The organism is Streptomyces griseorubiginosus (assembly GCF_001514195.1).
Taxonomy (GTDB): domain Bacteria; phylum Actinomycetota; class Actinomycetes; order Streptomycetales; family Streptomycetaceae; genus Streptomyces; species Streptomyces griseorubiginosus.
In genome coordinates this window covers 290,804-312,959 of the sequence record NZ_KQ948742.1, presented here as the reverse complement: position 1 = coordinate 312,959, position 22,156 = coordinate 290,804, and the positions used below count along the sequence as shown (strand labels likewise).

At 69.9% G+C, this 22,156-nt stretch carries 19 protein-coding genes and 2 pseudogenes; 12 read left to right on the top strand and 9 right to left on the bottom strand.

Annotation, left to right across the window (positions count from 1 at the left end; all coding sequences use genetic code 11):
• The first annotated feature begins 69 nt into the window (after positions 1–69).
• Positions 70–807, top strand: a complete 738-nt coding sequence (locus tag AQJ54_RS33310; protein ID WP_062243626.1) for a hypothetical protein — start codon at positions 70–72, stop codon at positions 805–807.
• A 12-nt stretch (positions 808–819) separates the two neighbouring features.
• Here the strand turns inward: AQJ54_RS33310 and AQJ54_RS33305 are convergent, their stop codons facing one another.
• The 3 genes from AQJ54_RS33305 to AQJ54_RS33295 all read right to left on the bottom strand — a co-directional run bounded on the left by AQJ54_RS33305 (position 820) and on the right by AQJ54_RS33295 (position 4,506).
• Positions 820–1,791, bottom strand: a complete 972-nt coding sequence (locus tag AQJ54_RS33305) for a pirin family protein (RefSeq protein ID WP_030320071.1) — start codon at positions 1,789–1,791, stop codon at positions 820–822.
• Between the two features lie 112 nt (positions 1,792–1,903).
• The gene (locus AQJ54_RS33300) at positions 1,904–3,850 is read right to left on the bottom strand and encodes a YncE family protein (RefSeq protein WP_062243623.1); all 1,947 of its coding nucleotides are present in this window, start codon (positions 3,848–3,850) and stop codon (positions 1,904–1,906) included.
• 179 nt (positions 3,851–4,029) lie between these two features.
• A complete protein-coding gene (locus AQJ54_RS33295) occupies positions 4,030–4,506 on the bottom strand; it encodes an SseB family protein (RefSeq protein WP_062025793.1) in 477 nt (158 codons plus the stop codon).
• A gap of 145 nt (positions 4,507–4,651) precedes the next feature.
• Between AQJ54_RS33295 and AQJ54_RS33290 the strand changes: the two genes are divergently transcribed.
• From AQJ54_RS33290 to AQJ54_RS46255, 6 genes are all read left to right on the top strand, one after another.
• Positions 4,652–5,488: an intradiol ring-cleavage dioxygenase gene (locus AQJ54_RS33290; protein ID WP_211278609.1), complete on the top strand. Its 837-nt coding sequence runs from the start codon at positions 4,652–4,654 to the stop codon at positions 5,486–5,488.
• 129 nt (positions 5,489–5,617) lie between these two features.
• Complete coding sequence (locus tag AQJ54_RS33285) at positions 5,618–7,444, top strand: acyl-CoA dehydrogenase (RefSeq protein ID WP_062025792.1); 1,827 nt, start codon at positions 5,618–5,620, stop codon at positions 7,442–7,444.
• Positions 7,445–8,379: 935 nt separating this feature from the next.
• Positions 8,380–9,672, top strand: coding sequence for a M18 family aminopeptidase (locus AQJ54_RS33280; RefSeq protein WP_062025790.1), 1,293 nt, complete (start codon positions 8,380–8,382; stop codon positions 9,670–9,672).
• Between the two features lie 88 nt (positions 9,673–9,760).
• Entirely contained in the window at positions 9,761–10,009 is a 249-nt protein-coding gene (locus AQJ54_RS33275) for a DUF6458 family protein (protein ID WP_020134285.1), read from the top strand.
• 288 nt (positions 10,010–10,297) lie between these two features.
• Positions 10,298–11,338: a glycosyltransferase family 2 protein gene (locus tag AQJ54_RS33270; protein WP_062026076.1), complete on the top strand. Its 1,041-nt coding sequence runs from the start codon at positions 10,298–10,300 to the stop codon at positions 11,336–11,338.
• Positions 11,339–11,356: 18 nt separating this feature from the next.
• The gene (locus AQJ54_RS46255; protein WP_162952070.1) at positions 11,357–11,515 is read left to right on the top strand and encodes a hypothetical protein; all 159 of its coding nucleotides are present in this window, start codon (positions 11,357–11,359) and stop codon (positions 11,513–11,515) included.
• 82 nt (positions 11,516–11,597) lie between these two features.
• Here the strand turns inward: AQJ54_RS46255 and AQJ54_RS33265 are convergent, their stop codons facing one another.
• On the bottom strand, positions 11,598–11,990 hold the full coding sequence (locus AQJ54_RS33265; protein WP_062243620.1) for a cupin domain-containing protein: 393 nt from the start codon (positions 11,988–11,990) through the stop codon (positions 11,598–11,600).
• 52 nt (positions 11,991–12,042) lie between these two features.
• Here AQJ54_RS33265 and AQJ54_RS33260 point away from each other — a divergent pair.
• Positions 12,043–13,058: pseudogene (locus AQJ54_RS33260) on the top strand (GlxA family transcriptional regulator).
• Complete coding sequence (locus AQJ54_RS33255; RefSeq protein WP_030320085.1) at positions 13,055–13,552, top strand: LURP-one-related/scramblase family protein; 498 nt, start codon at positions 13,055–13,057, stop codon at positions 13,550–13,552. The pseudogene AQJ54_RS33260 and the gene AQJ54_RS33255 overlap by 4 nt, the downstream one beginning before the upstream one ends.
• A gap of 30 nt (positions 13,553–13,582) precedes the next feature.
• Here AQJ54_RS33255 and AQJ54_RS33250 read toward each other — a convergent pair whose 3' ends face one another.
• Positions 13,583–14,356, bottom strand: a complete 774-nt coding sequence (locus tag AQJ54_RS33250; protein ID WP_062243617.1) for a carbon-nitrogen family hydrolase — start codon at positions 14,354–14,356, stop codon at positions 13,583–13,585.
• A 186-nt stretch (positions 14,357–14,542) separates the two neighbouring features.
• On the opposite strand from AQJ54_RS33250, the gene AQJ54_RS33245 reads away from it, so the two are divergent.
• Complete coding sequence (locus AQJ54_RS33245; RefSeq protein ID WP_062243614.1) at positions 14,543–15,367, top strand: maleylpyruvate isomerase family mycothiol-dependent enzyme; 825 nt, start codon at positions 14,543–14,545, stop codon at positions 15,365–15,367.
• 166 nt (positions 15,368–15,533) lie between these two features.
• On the opposite strand, the gene AQJ54_RS33240 is transcribed toward AQJ54_RS33245, so the two are convergent.
• Both AQJ54_RS33240 and AQJ54_RS33235 read right to left on the bottom strand, forming a co-directional pair.
• Positions 15,534–16,832 (bottom strand): MFS transporter, encoded by a 1,299-nt coding sequence (locus AQJ54_RS33240; RefSeq protein WP_062243610.1) that lies wholly within the window; start codon positions 16,830–16,832, stop codon positions 15,534–15,536.
• Entirely contained in the window at positions 16,829–17,479 is a 651-nt protein-coding gene (locus AQJ54_RS33235) for a GntR family transcriptional regulator (protein WP_062025781.1), read from the bottom strand. The genes AQJ54_RS33240 and AQJ54_RS33235 overlap by 4 nt, the downstream gene beginning before the upstream one ends.
• A 279-nt stretch (positions 17,480–17,758) precedes the next feature.
• On the opposite strand from AQJ54_RS33235, the gene AQJ54_RS33230 reads away from it, so the two are divergent.
• Together AQJ54_RS33230 and AQJ54_RS44065 are read left to right on the top strand one after the other, a co-directional pair.
• Positions 17,759–18,595, top strand: a complete 837-nt coding sequence (locus tag AQJ54_RS33230; protein WP_243659532.1) for a D-alanyl-D-alanine carboxypeptidase family protein — start codon at positions 17,759–17,761, stop codon at positions 18,593–18,595.
• Positions 18,596–18,762: 167 nt separating this feature from the next.
• A pseudogene (locus tag AQJ54_RS44065) lies at positions 18,763–19,601 on the top strand (BRO-N domain-containing protein).
• Positions 19,602–19,689: 88 nt separating this feature from the next.
• Here AQJ54_RS44065 and AQJ54_RS33220 read toward each other — a convergent pair.
• Both AQJ54_RS33220 and AQJ54_RS33215 read right to left on the bottom strand, forming a co-directional pair.
• Entirely contained in the window at positions 19,690–21,165 is a 1,476-nt protein-coding gene (locus AQJ54_RS33220; RefSeq protein WP_062243602.1) for a dihydrolipoamide acetyltransferase family protein, read from the bottom strand.
• A gap of 10 nt (positions 21,166–21,175) precedes the next feature.
• The gene (locus AQJ54_RS33215; protein ID WP_062025774.1) at positions 21,176–22,156 is read right to left on the bottom strand and encodes an alpha-ketoacid dehydrogenase subunit beta; all 981 of its coding nucleotides are present in this window, start codon (positions 22,154–22,156) and stop codon (positions 21,176–21,178) included.

Genomic DNA, 22,156 nt, shown 5'->3' with positions numbered 1-22,156 from the left:
GCGACGGTCGCCGCACCGCCTGCACGATGTGTGCCCTGGCCGTGATCCGACCGCACGCAAGGAAGTCGTATGGGCAAGCCCTCATCCCAGAAGGACCGCGGCAAGGGGTCCTCGTTCTCGCTGTCGTACGAGGGCGCCGCACGCGAACCCTCCAACCACATCAAGGTGGGGTCCGGCGGTTTCTCGTTCAAGGGCTCGACCATGGCCCTGGTGGCTCTCGCGGTGCTGGCCCTGGCCGGCACGGGGGCCTACCTGGCGTTCTCCGGTCAGAACCAGGGCAGCCCGAGCACCGGGAGCGGGGCACCGAGCACGAGTACGAGCACGAGCGCGACCTCGGGCGGAACCGGCGCCGCCGCACCGGCGAGGTCCGGGACTCCGACGTCCGCGACGCCGGAGGTCGGTCAGGCGGCCGATGCACAGCCGGCGGCGGTACGGGAGCACCGCAAGGTCGTCCTGCGGTCCGGATCCAACGTGGACCTGGACTTCACCAACGGCCAGCCGGACATCATCTTCTCCCTGCCGGCGAACGCCGACGACGGCTACACCATCGTCGGCGAGAACGGTGACCTCGCCACCGTCGACGGACCGGCGACCGCCGAGAGCTGCGCGGCGGCCACCGCCTTCGGATTCGCCATCGACCAGAAGAACATCCGCCGGGGACTCACCGCGTGTGTGCTCACCGACGAGAACCGGGTCGCGGCCCTCACCGTCCTCGGCTGGCAGGCGGACGACCCGAACTACGCCGGCGGCCTGTCGTCCGTCACCATGGACGTCACCACCTGGGAGAAGCCCGAAGGCGCCGCCTGACGCCAGGGCGCCTTACAGCCCGCCCTCGGACATGCCGTGCACGGCCGGGATCGTCCCCAGGCGGCCCTTCTGGAAGTCGTCGAACGCCTGCTGGAGTTCCTCGCGGGTGTTCATGACGAACGGGCCGTAGTGCGCCATCGGTTCACGGATCGGCTGTCCGCCCAGGAGGACGACCTCCATGTCCGGCGTGTGGGAGTCCTGCTTCTCGTCCGCGCGGACCGTGAGGGAACCACCGGCGCCGAAGACGGCCGTCTGGCCCAGGTGGATCGGGCGGCGCTCGGCACCGACGCTGCCGCGGCCCGCCAGGACGTACGCCAGACCGTTGAAGTCCTCGCGCCAGGGCAGGGTGATCTCCGCACCCGGCGCCAGCGTGGCGTGGATCATCGTGATCGGGGTGTGGGTGATGCCGGGGCCCTGGTGGCCGTCCAGCTCACCCGCGATGACACGCAGCAGCGCCCCGCCGTCGGGGGTGGACAGGAGCTGCACGTTGCCGCCGCGGATGTCCTGGTACCGCGGTGCCATCATCTTGTCCTTGGCCGGGAGGTTCACCCACAGCTGGAGGCCGTGGAAGAGCCCTCCGGACATCACGAGGGACTCCGGCGGGGCCTCGATGTGGAGGAGGCCCGAACCGGCCGTCATCCACTGGGTGTCGCCGTTGGTGATGGTGCCGCCACCGCCCTGGCTGTCCTGGTGGTCGAAGATCCCGTCGATGATGTAGGTGACGGTCTCGAAGCCGCGGTGCGGGTGCCACGGAGTCCCCTTCGGCTCGCCCGGCGCGTACTCCACCTCACCCATCTGGTCCATCATGATGAACGGATCCAGGTGCCGGTAATGGATCCCGGCGAACGCCCGGCGTACCGGGAATCCCTCTCCCTCGAAGCCACTCGGCGCGGTCGTCACGCCGAGGACGGGACGGGCGACCGCGTCCGCCGTCGCGGCCACGCGCGGCAGGGTCAGCGGGTTGTCGACAGTCACTGCAGGCATGTCGGTACCTCCTTGTGGTTCGAGTTTAGTTGAGCGTTGAACTTTCTGCCACCTCTAACGGCAGAAGCCCGGAGGGCATTCCCTCCGGGCCCTCGCTTCAGGCCGTGCCGCGTCAGTTGCTGAAGTACAGGTACTTCCACGATCCGTAGGTCGTCGAGTTCACCGTGTCGCCGGACGAGCCGTTGACGTACACCGGCCGGATCCGCGCCTTGAGGCCGGACTCACCGGGCGCGCCGAGGCTGACCGCCGACTTCCCGTTAGAGCCGAGGGAGAAGTACCGCGAGTCCGAGGAGCGCCACGCGCCCGCGTAGTAGACCTCGAGGTCGAGGCGCTGCTGACGGCCCGGGTAGTAGGTCATCGTGGTGGTGATCACCGGGGACGTGGTCTTGTGGAACCAGTAGTAGGAGGTCGAGCCGATCTTCGCCTTCTTGTAGTGCTTGGAGACGGCGGAGGAGACCTTGACCCGGGCGTACGCCGTGGACTTGACCGTCTTCGGCTTGTACCGGGAGTCGCCGGTGAAGACGGCGGTGACCGTGGTGTCACGGGTCATGTCGACGACGGCCGTGACGTTGCCGTCCGCGTTGACGTTGGCGGTCCTGATCAGCTTCTTCCCCCGGTCGCTGCCGAAGGGGTCCGCGTAGATCGAGACGGAGCGGTTCTTGTAGGTCTTGCCGAGGTGCGCGGTGAACTTCACGTCGGTGCCGTAGTTGTACAGCTTGCCGTTGTTGTTCAGGCTCAGGGCGGTGGCGGCGCGGGAGACGTCGACCGTGTCGGAGGCGCTGACGGCCGCGTGCCCGGCGTCGCCCGCGTACGTCACCGTGTACTTGACCTTGCTGCCGGCGGGCGGGGTGTTGGTGAAGGAGTAGGTGCCGTCGGACTTCACCGTGACGCCGGGCAGCGCCTTGCCGTTGGGGCTCTCCAGGTCGGTGCGGGTGACCGAGAGCCGGGCTCCGGCGGGCAGCGGCACCGTCGCCGAGAGCTTGCCGGTGACGGTGAGCGACTTGGCGCGGGGGGCGGTGGCGGGAGCGTTGACGGTGAGGGTGGGGACGTTGAGGGTGGGGCCGGTGAGCGCCTTGAGCGTGTAGCCTCCGCTGCCCGCGACGAGGGCGAAGACCCGGGAGGAGTCGCCGGCCCAGGCCACGTCGGCGGCCGGCCGGCTGCCCGTGCTGTAGGTGCGGAGCGGCCGTGTGGCGTTCGGCCGGTAGATCGCGATCTTGGTGCCGGTGACCTGGGCGATCAGGCCGCTGCGTCCGACGTCCGCCCCCTGCCCGGCCGGGTAGACGCCGGCCTTGCTGAAGCCGCCGTTCGCGTAGGCGTCCCGGTCGGTGCCGTTGACGAGCACCTGGTCGGCGCCGGCGACGAGGTCGATGTCCGAGATGCCGCTGTTCAGCGAGTAGTCGCCTTGGTACCAGGCGGTGAGCCCGGGGGTCCCGTTCGACACGTCCAGGACGGCCATCGAGTCCGTGGAGATGCCGGTCTCGCCGACGGCCAGTACGCCCGGCCGGAGCGGGTCGGTGTCCAGCAGGGCCTGGCCCCACACCCCGATCGAGGTCCCCTGGGAGGGGAACTGGGCCAGCTGCACCGGGTCGGTCCCGCTCGCCGGGTCCACGGCCGGGTCGACCGAGCCGAGGTCGCCGTCCCACTGGTCGCCGTAGGTGAACCAGACCTTGCCCGCGGAGAAGGCGACGTAGCGCGGGCCGGTGTCGGTGGCGACGGGGTAGCGGGCCTTCACCGTGAGGTCGGTCGCGTCCAGGGCGACGATCTCGTGGCTGCCGGCGAGGGCGGCGTAGAGGGTGGTGCCGTCGTCGGAGACGGTCAGGTCGGTGGCGCCGCCGAGGCCGGTGGCCCGGGCGACGAGGGTGCCGTTGTAGTCGGTGGCCAGGATCCGGCCGTCGGCCTGGTCGCTGACGAAGACCCGGCGCAGGGCGTCGTCCACGACGAGGCCGCCGGGGCTGCTGACCACGGCGGAAGCGGCCGAGGCGGTGCCGGCGGCGGCGACGCTCAGCGCTGCCGAGCTGAAGAGGACCGCGAGTGCCGTCGCGGCCGAGGTGCTGCGCATGCGCACAGTGATGAACCCCCACAGAGAATCCCGGCGGTGCCGGGAGAGCTGAAGGCGCCGCGCGGCGTCCGGACGCGGACCGCCGTGGAGGCGGTGGCGTGCGGGGCGCGGCTGCCGGAGGGAACTCTATGGCATGGCTGTGACAATCGAACGGAGTTTTCGATCTCGCGGAGCGACCGCTACCCGTACATCCTGCGCATCGCGAAGTCGACCATCTGCTCCACGGCCTTCGCGTCGAACACGATCCGGTGCTCGCCCTCCATGTCGAGGACGAACCCGTACCCGGTGGGCAGCAGGTCGAGGACCTCCGCGCCGGTGATCACGAAGTACTTGGACTCCTTGCCCGCGTACCTGCGCAGTTCCTTCAGCGTGGTGAACATGGGGATCACCGGCTGCTGGGTGTTGTGCAGGGCGAGGAACCCGGGGTTGTCGCCGCGCGGGCAGTAGACCTTGGACGTGGCGAAGACCTGCTGGAAGTCCTCGGCCGCCATCTGCCCGGTGGTGAAGGCACGCACCGCGTCCGCGAGGGAGGGCGGGGACGGCTCGGGGTACAGCGGCGGCTGCTGGCCGTACCCGCCCACACCGCCGGCCATGGGCTGCTGGGGCGGGACGCCGTACTGCTGCTGGGCACCAGCGTTCTGGTCGTAGCCGTACATGGGCGTAAGCGTACCGAGGGGGGCGGGGGCGGCGGGCAGCTACCGGCCCCGGAACCCGACAGTCGCTACCGGCCCCGGAAACCGACAGTGACCTGACAGCGGCCGGCTCTGGGTTTCGGGTGGGGGTCGCTCGTAGCGTCGGGGCATGGGCCGACAGCGCGACGACGAGATGCACGAGCACGACCGGGGACTCTCCTACGACCTTCCCGTGCTCGCCCGCCGCCGGATGATCCGGCTCATGGCGGGGACGGGGGCGGGCCTGCTGCCCCTGGTGGGCTGCACCGGTTCCTCCTCTCCTACGGCCGTGACGTCGCCGTCGGCCACCGGAGCGGACGCGGGAACGGGCACGACCTGCGCCGCCGTCCCCGAGGAGACCGCCGGCCCCTACCCCGGCGACGGCTCGAACGGGGTGAACGTGCTGAAGGAGAGCGGGGTCGTCCGCCGGGACATCACCGGCAGCTTCGGCGACTCCGCGGGCGGCACCGCCGAGGGCGTGCCCCTGACGCTGACGCTCACGGTGGTGGACGCGGCCTCGGGCTGCGGGACCCCGCGGAAGGAGGCCGCCGTCTATGTGTGGCACTGCGACCGGGAGGGCGGCTACTCCCTCTATACGGAGGGCCTGACCGGGGAGAACTACCTGCGGGGCGTCCAGGAGACCGACGAGCAGGGCCAGGTCACCTTCAGCAGCGTCTTCCCTGGCTGTTATCCGGGCCGCTGGCCGCACGTCCACTTCGAGGTCTACGGCAGCCTCCGGGACGCCGTGAGCGCGACCGCGATCACCAGCACTTCCCAGCTCGCGTTCCCCGAGGACGTGTGCGACGCGGTCTACGCGACCGAGGGGTACGGGCCGAGCGCGCCCAACCTGCGCCGGCTGTCCCTGGAGACGGACAGCGTCTTCCGGGACGGTCACGACCGGCAGCTCGCGACGGTGAAGGGGAGCGTGGCCAAGGGGTACACCGCCTCGCTGACCATCGCGGTGTGACTCCTCACAGATGGCCGGATCGGGGTTGCGACTTATTACCGACGGGTAGCATCATCGTAGCTACTTGTTGGTATGTGTACGGGCGCGAGGAACCAGGTGCCTCGCCGATCTCTTGACGGAGCCATCGCCATGGGGCACTACAAGTCCAATCTCCGCGACATCGAGTTCAACCTCTTCGAAGTACTCGGGCGCGACAAGCTGTACGGCACGGGCCCGTTCGCGGAGATGGACGTCGAGACCGCGAAGAGCATCCTGGAGGAGCTGACCCGCCTCTCCGAGAACGAGCTCGCGGAGTCCTTCGCGGACGCCGACCGCAACCCGCCGGTCTTCGACCCCGAGACGAACACCGCGCCGGTCCCGGCGTCCTTCAAGAAGAGCTACAAGGCCTTCATGGACTCCGAGTACTGGCGGCTCGGCCTGCCCGAGGAGATCGGCGGCACGACCTCGCCCCGCTCCCTGATCTGGGCCTTCGCCGAGCTGATCCTGGGCGCCAACCCGGCCGTGTGGATGTACTCCTCGGGCCCCGCGTTCGCCGGCATCCTCTTCGAGGAGGGCAACGAGGTCCAGAAGCACATCGCCAAGGTCGCCGTGGAGAAGCAGTGGGGCTCCACGATGGTCCTCACCGAGCCCGACGCGGGCTCCGACGTCGGCGCCGGCCGCACCAAGGCGGTCCAGCAGGAGGACGGCTCCTGGCACATCGAGGGCGTGAAGCGCTTCATCACCTCCGGTGAGCACGACATGGAGGAGAACATCCTCCACTACGTCCTCGCCCGCCCCGAGGGCGCCGGACCCGGCACCAAGGGCCTGTCCCTCTTCCTCGTCCCGAAGTACCTCTTCGACTTCGAGACCGGCGAGCTGGGCGAGCGCAACGGCGTGTACGCGACGAACGTCGAGCACAAGATGGGCCTCAAGGCGTCCAACACCTGCGAGATGACCTTCGGCGACCGGCACCCCGCCAAGGGCTGGCTGATCGGCGACAAGCACGACGGCATCCGCCAGATGTTCCGGATCATCGAGTTCGCCCGGATGATGGTCGGCACGAAGGCGATCTCCACGCTGTCGACGGGCTACCTGAACGCGCTGGAGTACGCCAAGGAGCGCGTGCAGGGCCCCGACCTCGCGAACTTCATGGACAAGACCGCGCCCAAGGTCACCATCACGCACCACCCGGACGTGCGCCGCTCGCTGATGACGCAGAAGGCGTACGCGGAGGGCATGCGCGCGCTGGTGCTCTACACCGCCTCGATCCAGGACGAGATCCAGGTCAAGGAGGCGGCGGGCGAGGACGTCAAGGCGCTGGAGGCGCTGAACGACCTGCTGCTGCCGATCGTCAAGGGCTACGGCTCGGAGAAGGGCTACGAGCAGCTCGCCCAGTCGCTCCAGACCTTCGGCGGCTCCGGGTTCCTCCAGGAGTACCCGATCGAGCAGTACATCCGGGACGCCAAGATCGACACCCTGTACGAGGGCACGACCGCGATCCAGGGCCAGGACTTCTTCTTCCGGAAGATCGTCCGCAACCAGGGCGCGGCCCTGAACTCCCTCGCCGAGGACATCAAGAAGTTCCTGGCGGTGGGCACGGGTGGCGAGGAGCTCGCGGGCGCCCGTGAGCAGCTTGCCAAGGCGGCCGTGGAGCTGGAGGCCATCGTCGGTCTGATGCTGACCGACCTCGCGGCCACCGAGCAGGACGTCAAGAACATCTACAAGGTCGGCCTCAACACCACCCGCCTGCTGATGGCCTCGGGTGACGTGGTCGTCGGCTACCTGCTCCTCAAGGGCGCCGCGATCGCCGCCGAGAAGCTGGAGACGGCCGCGGCCAAGGACAGGGCGTTCTACACCGGCAAGATCGCGGCGGCGAAGTTCTTCGCGGCCAACGTCCTGCCCGGCGTGACCCTGGCCCGCAAGATCGCCGAGGGCGTCGAGCTGGACCTGATGGACCTGGACGAGGCGGCGTTCTAACAGAACGAGAGGGACGGCCCAGCCTGACGAGGACCGCGGTCCAGCTCGGCGGGGGCCGAGGTCCAGCTCGATGAGGGCCAGGTTCAGCCTGACGAGGACCGTTGTCCAGCTCGGCGGGGCCAGGTTCAGCCTGACAAGGAAGGACCGTGGTCCGATCCGGCGAGGGCCGTGTTCCAGTACGACGAGGCCGCGCCCCGGTTCCGACCGGGGCGCGGCTCGTTCGTCGGGAGCGGGTTTTCATCGGGGCCGGGTTTTCATCTCGGCGGGGCCAAAGTCCCGTTGCGGCGAGGCCGGGGGCGCGTCCCGGCGAGGCGCCGGTCCACTTCCGGCGGGGCCGCGCCGCCGCCCGGACGAGACCCGGGGGTCCGCCCCGGCAAGGCACCGGTCCCCTTCCGGCGGGCCGCGCCGCCGCCTGGAGGAGACAAGGGTCCCGCCCAGACGAGACCATGACCCCGCCCGGACAAGACCCGGGGCCCAACGGACGAGACCCGGGGCCCCCGACGAGCCCGCAGTCCCGTCCTAGCGAGTCCGGGCCCCCTCCCGACGCAGCATGTCGCCAGTCCCGAGGAGATTAGGTCCAGCCCCGACGGAGCCACGCCGTCCCCGCAAGGCCACAGTCCCGACCCGACGGAGCCACGCCGTCCCCGCAAGGCCACAGTCCCGACCCGACGAGACGGCATCGCCGACCGAGCGAGGCCCCGCCCCGACACATCGCCACCCCGACGCCCCCCCAGCCACTCACCGCCCCGCCAAGACCCCACCCCCAACCACATCACCACCCCCGACGAGACCCCGCCCCAACCACGCCACCACCCCGCCCCCAACCCCCGCAGGGCCACGTTCTAGGACACACCCGTACAGCTGTACTCAGTCCTCACGAGGGCCCGTTCCGATCGCTCGGGAGAGGGTGCTCGTACGTCGTTAAGGTGAACCCCATGAGCGCACCCCACCGCCTCGACCGCGGCCACACCGACGACCTCATGTCCTTCCTGGCGGCGAGCCCCACGCCGTACCACGCCGTGGCGAACGCCGCCGAGCGGTTGGAGAAGGCAGGTTTCCGCCAGGTCTCGGAGACGGACGCCTGGGAGGGGTCGAGCGGCGGCAAGTACGTGCTGCGCGGCGGCGCGATCATCGCCTGGTACGTCCCCGAGAACGCGGCGCCCCACACGCCGTACCGCATCGTCGGCGCCCACACCGACTCCCCGAACCTGCGGGTCAAGCCGCTGCCGGACAGCGGGGCGCACGGCTGGCGCCAGGTCGCCGTCGAGATCTACGGCGGCCCCCTGATGAACTCCTGGCTCGACCGCGACCTGGGGCTGGCCGGCCGGCTGACCCTGCGGGACGGCTCGACGCGGCTGGTGAACGTGGACCGCCCGCTGCTGCGGGTGCCGCAGCTCGCCATCCACCTGGACCGCGCGGTGTCCTCGGACGGCCTCAAGCTCGACAAGCAGCGGCACCTCCAGCCCATCTGGGGGCTCGGCGACGACGTGCGCGACGGTGACCTGATCGCGTTCCTGGAGGAGGAACTGGGGCTCGGCGCGGGCGAGGTGACCGGCTGGGACCTGATGACGCACTCCGTGGAGGCGCCCGCCTACCTGGGTCGGGACAACGAGCTGGTGGCCGGCCCCCGGATGGACAACCTGCTGTCCGTGCACGCGGGCGTGGCCGCGCTGGCCGCGGTGTCCTCCGGTGACCTGCCGTACATCCCGGTCCTCGCCGCCTTCGACCACGAGGAGAACGGCTCCCAGTCGGACACCGGCGCCGACGGCCCGCTGCTCGGCGGGGTCCTTGAGCGCTCGGTGTTCACGCGCGGCGGGTCGTACGAGGACCGGGCGCGGGCCTTCGCGGGGACGGTCTGCCTGTCCTCCGACACCGGGCACGCGGTGCACCCCAACTACGCCGAGCGGCACGATCCGACGCACCACCCGCGGGTCAACGGCGGTCCGATCCTCAAGGTCAACGTCAACAACCGTTACGCCACGGACGGTTCGGGGCGGGCCGTGTGGGCCGCGGCCTGCGAGAAGGCGGGGGTGCCGTTCCAGTCCTTCGTCTCCAACAACTCCATGCCCTGCGGCACCACGATCGGCCCGATCACCGCGGCCCGGCACGGCATCAAGACCGTCGACATCGGCGTGGCGATCCTCTCGATGCACAGCGTCAGGGAGTTGTGCGGCGCGGACGACCCGCACCTGCTGGCCAACGCTCTAGTGGCGTTCCTCGAAGGGTAGTTCGGACTCCCCGACGGGTATTCGCCGAAAGTGGGGGTACCCGGGGTTCCGGACCGGAACGACCGGACCGGACAGGGAGGCGACACTCATGGGCCTCGGCGGATGCATCATCCTCATCGCCGTGGGAGCAATCCTCACGTTCGCCACCGACTGGCACATGCAGGGGGTCAACCTCGATCTGGTCGGTGTGATCCTCATGATCGTGGGGCTGATCGGCGTGACGACGTTCAGCAGCATCGCCCGGCGGCGGCGCGTGGTGGTTCCGCCCACCACGCAGACCGTCGTCGAGGAGCCGCACGGACGCCGCGACGGCTACTCCGACGGATACGGCGTGTAAGGGACATCAGCGGAACCAAGGACGCACAGGGCGAGGACAGACAACCGTGAGCAATCCGTAATCACGGTTGTCTTGTCCGCTTGTGTGGAAATAGTGAAAGCTGATGGCCTTGAGAGCCCGGGGGGTTGGCAGTAGCCGGGCGTGGCCCATCAGCACACCCGGGGGCTCCCCGTGCACCACCCTGCGTCGACGCTCGCGGCCCCCGCCGCGAGCCCACCGCGCCCCCGTCGGCACGCCGCCCGGCGTGCGCACGCCGCACCCGACGACTTCGACGGCCCGCTGCGCCTGGTGGTGCTGATACCGGCCCACAACGAACAGGACCGCATCGCCGACGCGATCCAGGGCCTGTGGCGGCAGACCCGCCGTCCCGACCTGATCGTCGTGGTCGCCGACAACTGCACCGACGCCACCGCCGAGATCGCCGTCGCGCACGGCGCGCAGGTCTTCGCCACCCAGGGCAACACCCACAAGAAGGCCGGTGCCCTCAACCAGGCCATCGCCTGGGTGCTGCCCCATCTCGAGGACCGCGACCTGCTGTTGGTGCAGGACGCCGACACCGTCCTCAACCCCTGGTTCAGCGAGACGGCCATCGGCACCTTCAACCGCAAGGTCGGCGCCGTGGGCGGGGTCTTCTACGGCGAGGAGGGCGGCGGCCTCCTCGGGCTGCTCCAGCGGATGGAGTTCCACCGCTACGCCTGGGAGCTGGAGCGCACCGGCGGCAAGGCCCAGGTGCTCACCGGCACCGGCACCATGTTCCGCGCCCGCGTCCTGCGCGAGGTGCGCGCCGCCCGCCGCGGCGGGGTGCTCGGCGGCGGCAACGCCTACTACAGCCTCGCCTCGCTCACCGAGGACGACGAGATGACCAAGGCGGTCAAGACCCTCGGCTACCGGGCCATGTCCCCGGCCGGCTGCGAGGTCACCACCGAGGTCATGCCCACCCTGGGCAAGCTCTGGCACCAGCGGCTGCGGTGGCAGCGCGGAGCCCTGGAGAACCTGCGCGACTACGGCTGGACACGTGTCACCGCCCGCTACTTCATGCAGCAGTTCCTGATGGGCTTCGGCGCGCTGTCCTTCCTCGTCTACCTCACCTACATGGTCACGTACACCACGCTGTACGGCTGGCCCGGCTTCTCGCCCTTCTGGACCGTGATCGGACTGATCTTCCTGGTCGAGAAGACGGTCTCGGTACGGCGGGCGGGGCCCCGCGCGGTGCTGGTGGCGGCGCTGATGATCCCCGAGATGCTCTACGACCTGTTCCAGCACGCCGTCTACTTCACCTCGCTGTGGGGGCTGTTGCGCCGCAGCGAGGAGAAGTGGGTCGCAACATAACCCTCTAGGAGAGACACGATGTACGGACGAGTGATCGGCGCCGGCACGACCGGGGCCGGAGGCGCCACGCTGGCCGCGACCGGGATGTGGCTGAACAGCATGGCGATGCTGGTGGCCGCCACGACGCTGGTCGCGGCGGGCGTCGCGCTGTTCAAGCTGGCCCCGCGCCGGCGGTAGTCGAGCCCCGCATCGGGCTGCATTCGCGTCGAGGGTGCGGGGGAGAGCTGTCCCCCGCATCCTCGACGCCGTTCAGCGCCCCTCACCCCAGCGCGCGCCCCGTCGTCGCCTCCACATGCGCCGGGACCTCGTCGTGGCGGTCGCCGACCGTGGACGTGCCGGTCGGTTCGAGCAGGAGGATGTCGGTCGGGACCGGGGCGTACGGCTTGTGCTCGACGCCCTTGGGGACGGTGAAGACGGACAGCTTCGGCAGGACGACCGTGCGCTCTCCGGCCGCCTCGCGCAGCGCGATGTGCAGTTCGCCGTCGAGGACCAGGAAGAACTCGTCCGTGTCGTCGTGCACGTGCCAGAGGTGCTCGCCCTCGACGTGCGTGACGCGGACGTCGTAGTCGTTGACGGCGGTGACGATACGGGGGCTCCACTGCTCGGCGAAGGAGGCCAGGGCGGTGGGCAGGGAGACGGGTTCGGTTGCCATGGCGCCATCGTGCGGGCTGGCCCGGGCGGCGTACGAGTGCTAGGAATCGCACATGCCGCAAGGATCCTCGCACCGTGTCGTCCTGGTCGTGGACGAGAACTCGAACCCCTTCGAGATGAGCTGCGCCATCGAGGTCTTCGGGCTGCGCCGGCCCGAACTCGGCCGTGAGCTGTACGACTTCACGCTGTGCGCCGCCGCACCGGACACCCGGATGCGGGACGGGTTCTTCACGCTCACCGGGGTGCCCGGCCTGGAGGCGGCCGAGTCGGCGGACACGCTGATCGTGCCGAACCGGCCCGACACCGACACCCCGCGCTCGCCCCGCGTACTGGACGCCGTACGCCGGGCACACGCGCGCGGCGCCCGGCTGGTCGGCTTCTGCTCGGGCGCGTTCACCCTGGCGGAGGCCGGTCTGCTGGAGGGGCGGCGGGCGGCCTGCCACTGGATGTGGACCGACTCGTTCCGGGCCCGTTTCCCGGGCGTCCTGCTGGAGCCCGACGTCCTCTTCGTCGACGACGGCGACATCCTCACGGCGTCCGGCAGCGCCTCGGCGCTCGACCTGGGGCTGCACCTGGTCCGCCGGGACCACGGCGCCGAGATCGCCAACCACGTCTCCCGCAGGCTGGTCTTCGCCGCCCACCGCGACGGCGGGCAACGGCAGTTCGTGGAGCGTCCCCTGCCCGACGTACGGGACGAGTCGCTCGGCCCGCTGCTCGCGTGGGCGCAGGAGCGGCTGGGGGAGACGCTGACGGTGGCCGACCTGGCGGACCGTGCGGCCGTCTCCCCCGCCACCCTGCACCGGCGCTTCCAGTCGCAACTCGGCACTACACCGCTCGCCTGGCTGACGGCGATGGGGGTCCCCCCACGCCCTCAAGGCAGTGGGGGAGGGTGGCACTCGCCTGCCGGCTCATCGAGCGCGGGGAGGAGCGGCTCGACGTGGTGGCCGCCAGGAGCGGTCTCGGCACGGCGGCCAACCTCCGCGCGCGCGTGCGGCGCGAGACGGGACTCAGCCCGTCGGCCTACCGGCGGCGTTTCGGACCGGGCGCCGGGGAAGCGGTAAGGGCATGAGATTTCTCGTGCGCGACCGGCTCCTCGGCTTCGGTGAGGACTACTGGATCGAGGACGACCACGGAAACAAGGTGTTCCTGGTCGACGGCAAGGCCATGCGGCTGCGGGACACCTTCGAGCTGAAGGACACCCAGGGGCGGGTCCTGATCGACATCCGCCAGAAGATGTTCGCCCTGCGCGACACCATGCTGATCGAGCGGGACGGCGAGCCGCTGGCCACGATCCGCCGCAAGCGGCTGTCGCTGCTGCGCAACCACTACCGGGTGGCCCTCGCTGACGGCCGCACCGAACTCGACGTCAGCGGCAAGATCCTGGACCGGGAGTTCGCCGTCGAGTACGACGGTGAGCTGCTCGCGGTGGTGTCGCGGCGGTGGCTGCACGTCCGCGAGACCTACGGCGTCGACATCGTCCGGGAGGACGCGGACCCGGCGCTGCTCATCGCCGTGGCGGTGTGCGTGATCCACCTCGCGGAGAAGGAGCGGGAGGACGACTGACCTCCCGCGCGGCACAGGTGATCGCAGGTGTCAGAGCACCCGGTCCTTGAGGGCCGGGAACTGCTCCCGGGTCGCGGCCACCTTCCCGGGGTCGAACTCCACGGTGAGGACCTCCTCGCCGGCGCCCGCCTCGGCCAGCACCTCGCCCCACGGATCCACCACGATCGAGTGACCGGCCTGCGGAACTCCCGCGTGCGTCCCGGCCGTTCCACAGGCGAGCACGAACGCCTGGTTCTCCACCGCCCGCGCCTGGGCCAGCAGCGTCCAGTGCGCCCGGCGGCGCTCCGGCCAGCCCGCCGGGATCACCAGGGTCTCGGCGCCCGCGTCGACGAGACCGCGGAAGAGTTCGGGGAAACGGAGGTCGTAGCAGGTGGCCACACCGACGGTCGTGCCGGGCAGCCGGACCGTCACCAGGTCCTCGCCCCGGCCCATCAGCACAGCCTCGCCCTTGTCGAAGCCGAAGCGGTGGATCTTGCGGTAGCCGGCGGCCAGTTCGCCGGAGGGGGAGAAGACGAGGGAGGTGTTGTAGAGGGCGCCGTCAGGGTCCCGCTCGGGGATCGAGCCCGCGTGCAGCCACACGCCCGTGTCGCTCGCCGCCTTCGCCATGGCCTCGTACGTCGGCCCCTCCAGCGGCTCGGCCGCGCGCCCGAACTCCTCGAAGGCGAAAGCCCCCGTGGTCCACAGCTCCGGCAGCACGACGAGGTCGACACCGGCCTGGTTGCGTACCAGCGCGGCCACCCGCCCGCGACGGGAATCGACCGATTCGTCCTCATCCACGGCGATCTGGATCAGAGAGGCGCGCACACTACCACCGTCCTGGCATTCGAGCCGTCCCTTACGGGCCTACGATCGTCACACGAAAGCACTGCCGGGGTGCCTCACAGCAGCGTAACTTAGCGTTCCAAGACACCCGCCGACAGCCACCGCCGCCTCCCACTGGCAACGACGCCATCACCAGCCCGTGCTCCGACCGCCGAGGGGTCCCGTTCCGTGAGTCTGCATCCCACCCTCCAGCCCTACGCCGACGCCTGGACCCATTCCATCGAAGCGATATCCGAGCTGGTGACCCCGCTGGTGGAGGGCGAGTGGAACCGTCGTACCCCCTGCCCGGGCTGGTCCGTCAGGGACGTGGTGTCTCATGTGATCGGCCTGGACTGCGAGATGCTCGGCGACCCGCGCCCCATCCACACCCTCCCGCGCGACCTGTACCACGTCACCAACGACATCCAGCGGTACATGGAGATGCAGGTCGACGTCCGCCGCCACCACACCGCGCCGGAGATGACCTCCGAGCTGGAGTACGTCATCATCCGCCGCAACCGGCAGCTGCGGAACGAGTCCCGCGACCCCGGCACCAAGGTGCGCGGTCCGCTGGGATCCGAACTGACGCTCGCGGAGTCCATGCGCCGGCACGCCTTCGACGTCTGGGTGCACGAACAGGACCTGCGCACCGCCCTCGGCCGGCCCGGCAACCTCGACTCCCCCGGTGCCCACATCGCCCGTGACGTCCTCCTCGACGCGCTGCCCGACGTCGTGGCCGTCAAGGCCGACGCCCCCCGCAGCTCGGCGATCGTCTTCGACATCCACGGCCCCGTCGAGTTCCTGCGGACCATCCGCGTCGACATCCAGGGCCGCGGCACCCTGGAGACCGCCCCGGCTCTCGGCCCGGCCGCCACCCTCACCCTCGACTGGGAGACCTACGTCCGCCTGGCCTGCGGCCGCGTGACCCCGGAGGCGGTGGCGGACCGGGTCAAGGCGGAGGGCGACCCGGAACTGACGGGGGCGATCCTGCGGAACTTCACGGTCACGCAGTAGCGTTCGGGCCCACCGGGGTCGCGGTGGCGGGTGGGCCGGCATCCGATGGCGTGGGCGAGCCTGGTCGTCGGCGCCCACGCCTCGACCGGCACCGCGCCCAGTGGTCGACCTGCCGGGGCGTCCTGGGCCTTGCGTACGTCACGCTCGTCCCCGTGCGCCGGCCCGCTCAGGCGGGCACGTGCACCGTCTCCACGCGGCTCGCCACCAGCCGTTCGCGCTCCCGTCGCGCCGCCCGCCCGCGCAGCCGCAGGATCTGGGTGACGCCGAGGACCTGGAGCACGAAGACCGAGGAGAAGGCGACGCTGTAGTTCTCGTCGGTCGCGTCCAGCAGCACCCCCACGGCGAGGAGGGTGGTCATCGACGCGACGAAACCGCCCATGTTCGTGATGCCGGACGCGGTGCCCTGCCGCTCCGGCGGGTTCGCCGGGCGCGCGAAGTCGAAGCCGAGCATCGACGCCGGTCCGCAGGAACCGAGCACCACGCACAGCACGATCAGCAGCCACATCGGCGCGCGCTCGCCGGGCCAGGCCAGCGTGGCCGCCCACAGCAGCGCCGTCACACCCACCGTGCCGAGCGCGAGCGGCAGCCGCGCCTCGTGGTGCCGGGCGACGACCTGGCCGTAGACGAGACCGACGACCATGTTGGACAGCACGACGAGGGTGAGCAGTTCACCCGCCGTGGCCCGGGACAGCCCCTGTGCCTCGACGAGGAACGGCAGGCCCCACAGCAGCAGGAACACCATCGCCGGGAACTGGGTCGTGAAGTGCACCCACAGGCCGAGCCGGGTGCCGGGCTCGCGCCAGGACGCGGCGATCTGACGCCGTACGTAGGCCGCCCCGCGGTGCGGGAAGGGCTCCGGCTCGTGGCCCTCGGGGTGGTCCTTGAGGAAGAGCAGCAGCAGGACGAGGACGATGACTCCGGCGAGCGCGCTGCCCGCGAACGCGGCGGTCCAGCCGACCCCGTGCAGCAGCCGGGCCAGGACCAGCGTGGAGACCAGGTTGCCCGCCATGCCCGCGAGGCCGGCGAGCTGGGCGACCAGGGGCCCGCGCCGGGCCGGGAACCAGCGGGTGCCCAGCCGCAGCACGCTGATGAAGGTCATCGCGTCGCCGCAGCCGAGCAGGGCGCGCGAGGCGAGCGCGGTGCCGTACGACGGGGAGAACGCGAAGCCGAGCTGTCCCGCGGTGAACAGCACCACGCCCAGGGTGAGCACCTTCTTGGTGCCGAGCCGGTCCACGAGCAGGCCGACGGGTATCTGCATGCCCGCGTAGACGAGGAGCTGGAGGATCGAGAAGGTCGACAGGGCCGAGGCGTTCACATGGAAGCGGTCGGCCGCGTCGAGTCCGGCGACCCCGAGGGACGTACGGAAGATGACCGCGACGAAGTACACGGAGACGCCGATGCCCCAGACGGCCATCGCGCGCCGTCCGCCCGGGGGATCGCCCGGAAGGACCGCGGGGCGGCTCATCGCACCTCCCCGCGCGCCAGGTGGGAGAACCACTCGACGTGCCCGTGGATCAGGCCCGTGACCGCCTCCGTGTCGCCGGAGCGCAGGGCCCGCAGGATCTGCTCGTGCTCGGCGAGGGTCTTGGTGATGCGGTCCGGGTGGGCGTGCATGACGGCGACCCCCATCCTGAGCTGACGGTCGCGGAGCTGGTCGTAGAGCCGGTTGAGGATCTCGTTGCCGCCGCTGCGGACGATCTCGGCGTGGAAACAGCGGTCGGTGACGGCCGCGCCGGCCAGGTCCCCGGCGGCGGCCTGCGCCTTCTGCTGGGCGAGCAGTTCCTCCAGCCGGGCGATGAGCTGCGGGGAGGCCGGTACGGCCTTGCGGACGGCGTGCGTCTCGACCAGCTGGCGGGTCTCGACGACGTCCGCGATCTCCTGCGCGGAGACGGGCAGGACCAGCGCTCCCTTTTTCGGGTAAAGCTTGATCAGCCCTTCGACCTCCAGCCGCAGCAGCGCTTCTCGCACAGGCGTACGAGAAACCCCGACGGCCTCGGCGAGCTCGCCCTCGGTGAGCAGACTCCCGCCCTCGTAACGGCGGTCCAGCACACCTTGCTTGACGTGGGTGTAGACACGGTCGGCGGCGGGGGGCTGTTTCACTGCCAGGGTCATGCCTACAGCTTAGATACAACACGTACGCATGGAATATCCGTCCACGATGCGGACCTGTGTACCAACGGTGTCACAGAAGGCCCCCCTGACCGCTTCACCCCACAACCATTCGTGCTAGATACGTGTCTCATGCGTGCGGCCCCCTTTCTTCCCCTTCAACTCGGCCGCACCTCAGGGGCATTCAACACAATCGGGGTATTCCAGTTGATTACCGCCATCACCGGCACCAAGGGCAGCCGTCTCCGCCGCGTAGCCGCGGCCGGCGTCACCACCGGCGCCATGCTCGCGACCGGCGCCCTGGCCGCCGCGCCGGCCCAGGCCGCCACCGCGCCCTCGATCGTGGCCAAGGGCGGCTACGTCATGAACAACTCGACCGCGAAGACGCTGTACACCAAGGCGGCCGACACCAAGCGTTCCACGGGTTCCACGACCAAGATCATGACCGCGAAGGTCGTGCTCGCGCAGTCGAACCTGAACCTGGACAAGAAGGTCACGATCCAGAAGGCGTACAGCGACTACGTCGTCGCCAACAACGCCTCGCAGGCCCACCTGATCGTCGGCGACAAGGTCACCGTCCGTCAGCTGCTGTACGGGCTGATGCTGCCGTCGGGCTGCGACGCCGCGTACGCGCTCGCCGACACCTACGGCTCCGGCTCGACCCGTGCCGCGCGCGTGAAGTCGTTCATCGGCAAGATGAACAAGGCCGCCACGGACCTCGGCCTGCGCAACACGAAGTTCGACTCGTTCGACGGCATCGGCAACGGCAACAACTACTCGACGCCGCGGGACCTGACGAAGATCGCCAGCAGCGCGATGAAGAACTCCACGTTCCGCACGATCGTGAAGACGAAGAAGTACACCGCGAAGACGATCACCAAGACGGGCTCCACCCGCACGATGGCCGCGTGGACCAACACCAACGGCCTGCTCAGCAGCTACAGCGGCACCATCGGCGTGAAGACCGGCTCCGGCCCCGAGGCCAAGTACTGCCTCGTCTTCGCCGCCACCCGCAACGGCAAGACCATCATCGGCACGGTCCTCGCCTCCACCTCGATCGCCCAGCGCGAGGCGGACGCGAAGAAGCTCCTCAACTACGGCTTCGCAACGGCCGGCTGACACCCACAGCTGACGAAGGGGCCTGCCTCGGTATCCGGGGCAGGCCCCTTCGCTTTGTCTCCACGCAAGCGAAATCCGGGGTTTTTACCTCGCATTGGTGAATATCATTACGTAAATTGGCATATTCGCATTCCTCCGCCCTAGGTTCCGCTGCGGAGGTGGTTCCCGTGAACGAACCCAGCAAGCGGCATGAGGCGATCGACATCAGCGGCTTCGTATACGCAGCCACTGGAGCGCGGGTACGCAGGTTGACCATGCCGGATGGGATGCACTGGTTCCCGGCAGTGGATGTGTGCAACGAATTGGGGCTCCTCAACACGGCGAAAGCCCTTAGGGACCATGTACCGGAGAAACATCGAGAGATGCTTGGGAGCGTCAGCAGCGCTTACGGTCTCACCGTTCCTCCAGGTCGTAGATGGCGCCGAGACCTGCAACTCATCGATCTACATGGACTGATCATCCTGGTGAATGCTTGCACCAAGCCGCTCGCTGCGCCTTTCAAGCAATGGGCAGCTGAGGTGCTCGCAAGCGTGCACAGGGAGGGCTCCTACGCCCTCGAAGAAGCTGAGGTCCAGCTCCCTGGCATTGGCAGCCCCGTTGCCTACGCGATGCCGGAGCAGGTCGCCGAGGCCATCGTCCGGCTCGAGGAACGCAATCTCCAGGCGGACGAACAACTCGCAGTCGCCCAGCACAAGTCGATCGCGCTACAGGAGGACATCCTGGAGACGCAGCGGGCCACTCTCGCCGCTCAACAGGCCATCGCCCTGGCCATGGAACGCATCGCCGACCGCCTCGACGCCCTCGCTCTCAAACGGCCTTCGCACACGGCCGACCTGTCCGCCCCGCCGACCACCGAATCCGTCCTGGCCGACTGGCGGCAGCGGTTGTCAGGAGGGTGAGCTGCGGCAGCCGCTCGAATCGATCGCGGCCCCGACGGGACTTTCAGTGCACCGGGTCAACGAAGACGGACGCCGGCGCCCCGGTGTACGTGCTCAACCGTTCGTGACCCACCCCGCAAAAAGGTGAAGGGGCGGCCGCAATCAGAACTTGCGGCCTCCCTTCACCGTTGAACAACCTGATCCGCTCAGGACAGGTCACGCCCAGGTGATGAGTTTCTTCGGTTGTTCCAGGATCGCCGCCACGTCGGCCAGGACCTTGGAGCCCAACTCGCCGTCGACCAGGCGGTGGTCGAAGCTCAGAGCCAGGGTGGTGACCTGGCGGGGCTTGACCTTGCCCTTGTGGACCCACGGCTGGAGTTTGATCGCGCCGACGGCGAGGATCGCGGACTCGCCGGGGGGCAGGATCGGCGTGCCGGTGTCGACGCCGAAGACGCCGACGTTGGTGATGGTGACGGTGCCGCCCTGCATCGCGGCCGGAGAGGTCCTGCCCTCCTTGGCCGTGGCCACCAGCTCACCCAGCGACTCCGCCAGCTGCGGCAGCGTCTTGGCGTGGGCGTCCTTGATGTTCGGGACGATCAGGCCGCGCGGGGTGGCGGCGGCGATGCCCAGGTTGACGTAGTGCTTGACCACGATCTCCTGGTTCGCCTCGTCCCAGGAGGCGTTGATGTCCGGGTGGCGCTTGATCGCGACCAGCAGGGCCTTCGCGATCAGCAGGAGCGGGTTGACCCTGAGGCCCTGGAGGTCCTTGTCCTGCTTGAGTTCCTCGACGAGCTTGAGGGTCCGGGTGACGTCCACCGTCACGAACTCGGTGACGTGCGGGGCGGTGAACGCGGAACCCACCATCGCCAGGGCGGTGGCCTTGCGGACACCCTTGACGGGGATACGGGTCTCGCGGGCCGAATCGTAGGAGGCAGCGGGCGCCGCCGGGATCACCTGAGCCTGAGCCGGGGCCTGCACCGGCGCCGTCGCGGGCACCTCCGTCGGCGTGACCGCCGCGTGCACGTCCTCACGCGTGATGATGCCGTCCGGGCCGGACGGGATCACCGTGGCGAGGTCGACGCCCAGGTCCTTGGCCAGCTTGCGCACCGGCGGCTTGGCCAGCGGACGGGACTGCCCGGCCGGCGGCGCGGTGGGCGCCGGAGCGTGGCCGTTCAGCTCGGTCTGGACCGCCACGACCGCCGGGGCCTGCTGGAAGGGGACCTCGGGGCCCTTGCGGGGGCGGCGTTTGGTGGAGGAGGTGGCCACGCCGTAACCGACCAGGACCGGCTGACGACCCGAGCCCGCCGGCTTGGTCTCCTTCTCCGCCGGAGCGGCCTCAGCAGCGGCGGGCTCCGCGACCGCAGGCTCCGCGACCGCAGGCTCCGCGACCGCGGGCTCCGCGGCCGCGGGCTCCGCGGCCGTGGGTGCCCCACCCGCCACGTCCACCGCGATGATCGCCGTGCCCACGTCCACCGTGGTGCCCGCGGGGAAGCGCAGTTCGCGCACCACCCCGTCGTAGGGGATGGGCAGTTCGACGGCCGCCTTGGCCGTCTCCACCTCGCACACCACCTGACCGTCGGTCACGGTGTCGCCGGGCTTGACGTACCAGGTCAGGATCTCGGCCTCGGTCAGGCCCTCGCCCACGTCGGGCATCTTGAACTCGCGTACGGACGCATCCGTCATCGTCGTCACGACCCTCTCCTCAGTACGCCAGAGCGCGGTCGACGGCGTCCAGCACCCGGTCCAGGCCGGGCAGGTACTCCTCCTCCAGCCGCGCCGGCGGATACGGGGCGTGGTAGCCGCCCACCCGCAGCACCGGCGCCTCCAGGTGGTAGAAGCAGCGCTCGGTGATCCGGGCCGCGATCTCCGCACCCGAGCCGAAGAACACCGGCGCCTCGTGCACCACCACCAGACGGCGGGTCTTCTCCACCGACGCCTGGATCGAGTCGAAGTCCAGCGGCGAGACCGACCTGAGGTCCACGACCTCCAGCGACCTGCCCTCCTCGGCGGCCGCGTCGGCCACCTCCTGGCACAGCTTCACCATCGGGCCGTAGGCGACCAGCGTCAGATCGGTGCCCTCGCGCACGACCTTCGCCTTGTGCAGGGGGCCGGGGATGGCCTCGGTGTTGACCTCGCCCTTGTCCCAATACCGCCGCTTGGGCTCGAAGAAGATCACCGGGTCGTCGCTCTGGATGGCCTGCTGCATCATCCAGTAGGCGTCCGAGGCGTTGGACGGCGAGACCACCTTGAGGCCCGCCACATGTGCGAACAGCGCCTCGGGGGACTCCGAGTGGTGCTCGACCGCGCCGATGCCGCCGCCGTAGGGGATGCGGACGACCACCGGCATCTTGACCTTGCCCAGCGAGCGCGCGTGCATCTTCGCCAGCTGGGTGACGATCTGGTCGTAGGCCGGGAAGACGAAGCCGTCGAACTGGATCTCGACCACCGGGCGGTAGCCGCGCAGGGCCAGACCGATCGCGGTGCCGACGATGCCCGACTCGGCGAGCGGGGTGTCGATGACCCGGTCCTCGCCGAAGTCCTTCTGAAGCCCGTCGGTCACCCGGAACACACCGCCGAGCTTGCCGACGTCCTCGCCCATGACGAGGACCTTCGGGTCGGTGTCCAGGGCACGCCGCAGCGATTCGTTGATCGCCTTGGCCAGAGCCATCTTTTCCGCTGCCAT

What these genes read in the sequence shown, in the direction of transcription:
- AQJ54_RS33285 (WP_062025792.1), top strand. Translation starts at nt 5,618, where the DNA reads ATGGGGCACTACAAGTCCAATCTCCGCGACATCGAGTTCAACCTCTTC.
- AQJ54_RS33235 (WP_062025781.1), bottom strand. Translation starts at nt 17,479, where the DNA reads ATGACCCTGGCAGTGAAACAGCCCCCCGCCGCCGACCGTGTCTACACC.
- AQJ54_RS33310 (WP_062243626.1), top strand. Translation starts at nt 70, where the DNA reads ATGGGCAAGCCCTCATCCCAGAAGGACCGCGGCAAGGGGTCCTCGTTC.
- AQJ54_RS46255 (WP_162952070.1), top strand. Translation starts at nt 11,357, where the DNA reads ATGTACGGACGAGTGATCGGCGCCGGCACGACCGGGGCCGGAGGCGCC.
- AQJ54_RS33280 (WP_062025790.1), top strand. Translation starts at nt 8,380, where the DNA reads ATGAGCGCACCCCACCGCCTCGACCGCGGCCACACCGACGACCTCATG.
- AQJ54_RS33230 (WP_243659532.1), top strand. Translation starts at nt 17,759, where the DNA reads ATGCTCGCGACCGGCGCCCTGGCCGCCGCGCCGGCCCAGGCCGCCACC.
- AQJ54_RS33290 (WP_211278609.1), top strand. Translation starts at nt 4,652, where the DNA reads ATGGGCCGACAGCGCGACGACGAGATGCACGAGCACGACCGGGGACTC.
- AQJ54_RS33265 (WP_062243620.1), bottom strand. Translation starts at nt 11,990, where the DNA reads ATGGCAACCGAACCCGTCTCCCTGCCCACCGCCCTGGCCTCCTTCGCC.
- AQJ54_RS33275 (WP_020134285.1), top strand. Translation starts at nt 9,761, where the DNA reads ATGGGCCTCGGCGGATGCATCATCCTCATCGCCGTGGGAGCAATCCTC.
- AQJ54_RS33240 (WP_062243610.1), bottom strand. Translation starts at nt 16,832, where the DNA reads ATGAGCCGCCCCGCGGTCCTTCCGGGCGATCCCCCGGGCGGACGGCGC.
- AQJ54_RS33300 (WP_062243623.1), bottom strand. Translation starts at nt 3,850, where the DNA reads ATGCGCAGCACCTCGGCCGCGACGGCACTCGCGGTCCTCTTCAGCTCG.
- AQJ54_RS33215 (WP_062025774.1), bottom strand. Translation starts at nt 22,156, where the DNA reads ATGGCAGCGGAAAAGATGGCTCTGGCCAAGGCGATCAACGAATCGCTG.
- AQJ54_RS33305 (WP_030320071.1), bottom strand. Translation starts at nt 1,791, where the DNA reads ATGCCTGCAGTGACTGTCGACAACCCGCTGACCCTGCCGCGCGTGGCC.
- AQJ54_RS33295 (WP_062025793.1), bottom strand. Translation starts at nt 4,506, where the DNA reads ATGTACGGCTACGACCAGAACGCTGGTGCCCAGCAGCAGTACGGCGTC.
- AQJ54_RS33255 (WP_030320085.1), top strand. Translation starts at nt 13,055, where the DNA reads ATGAGATTTCTCGTGCGCGACCGGCTCCTCGGCTTCGGTGAGGACTAC.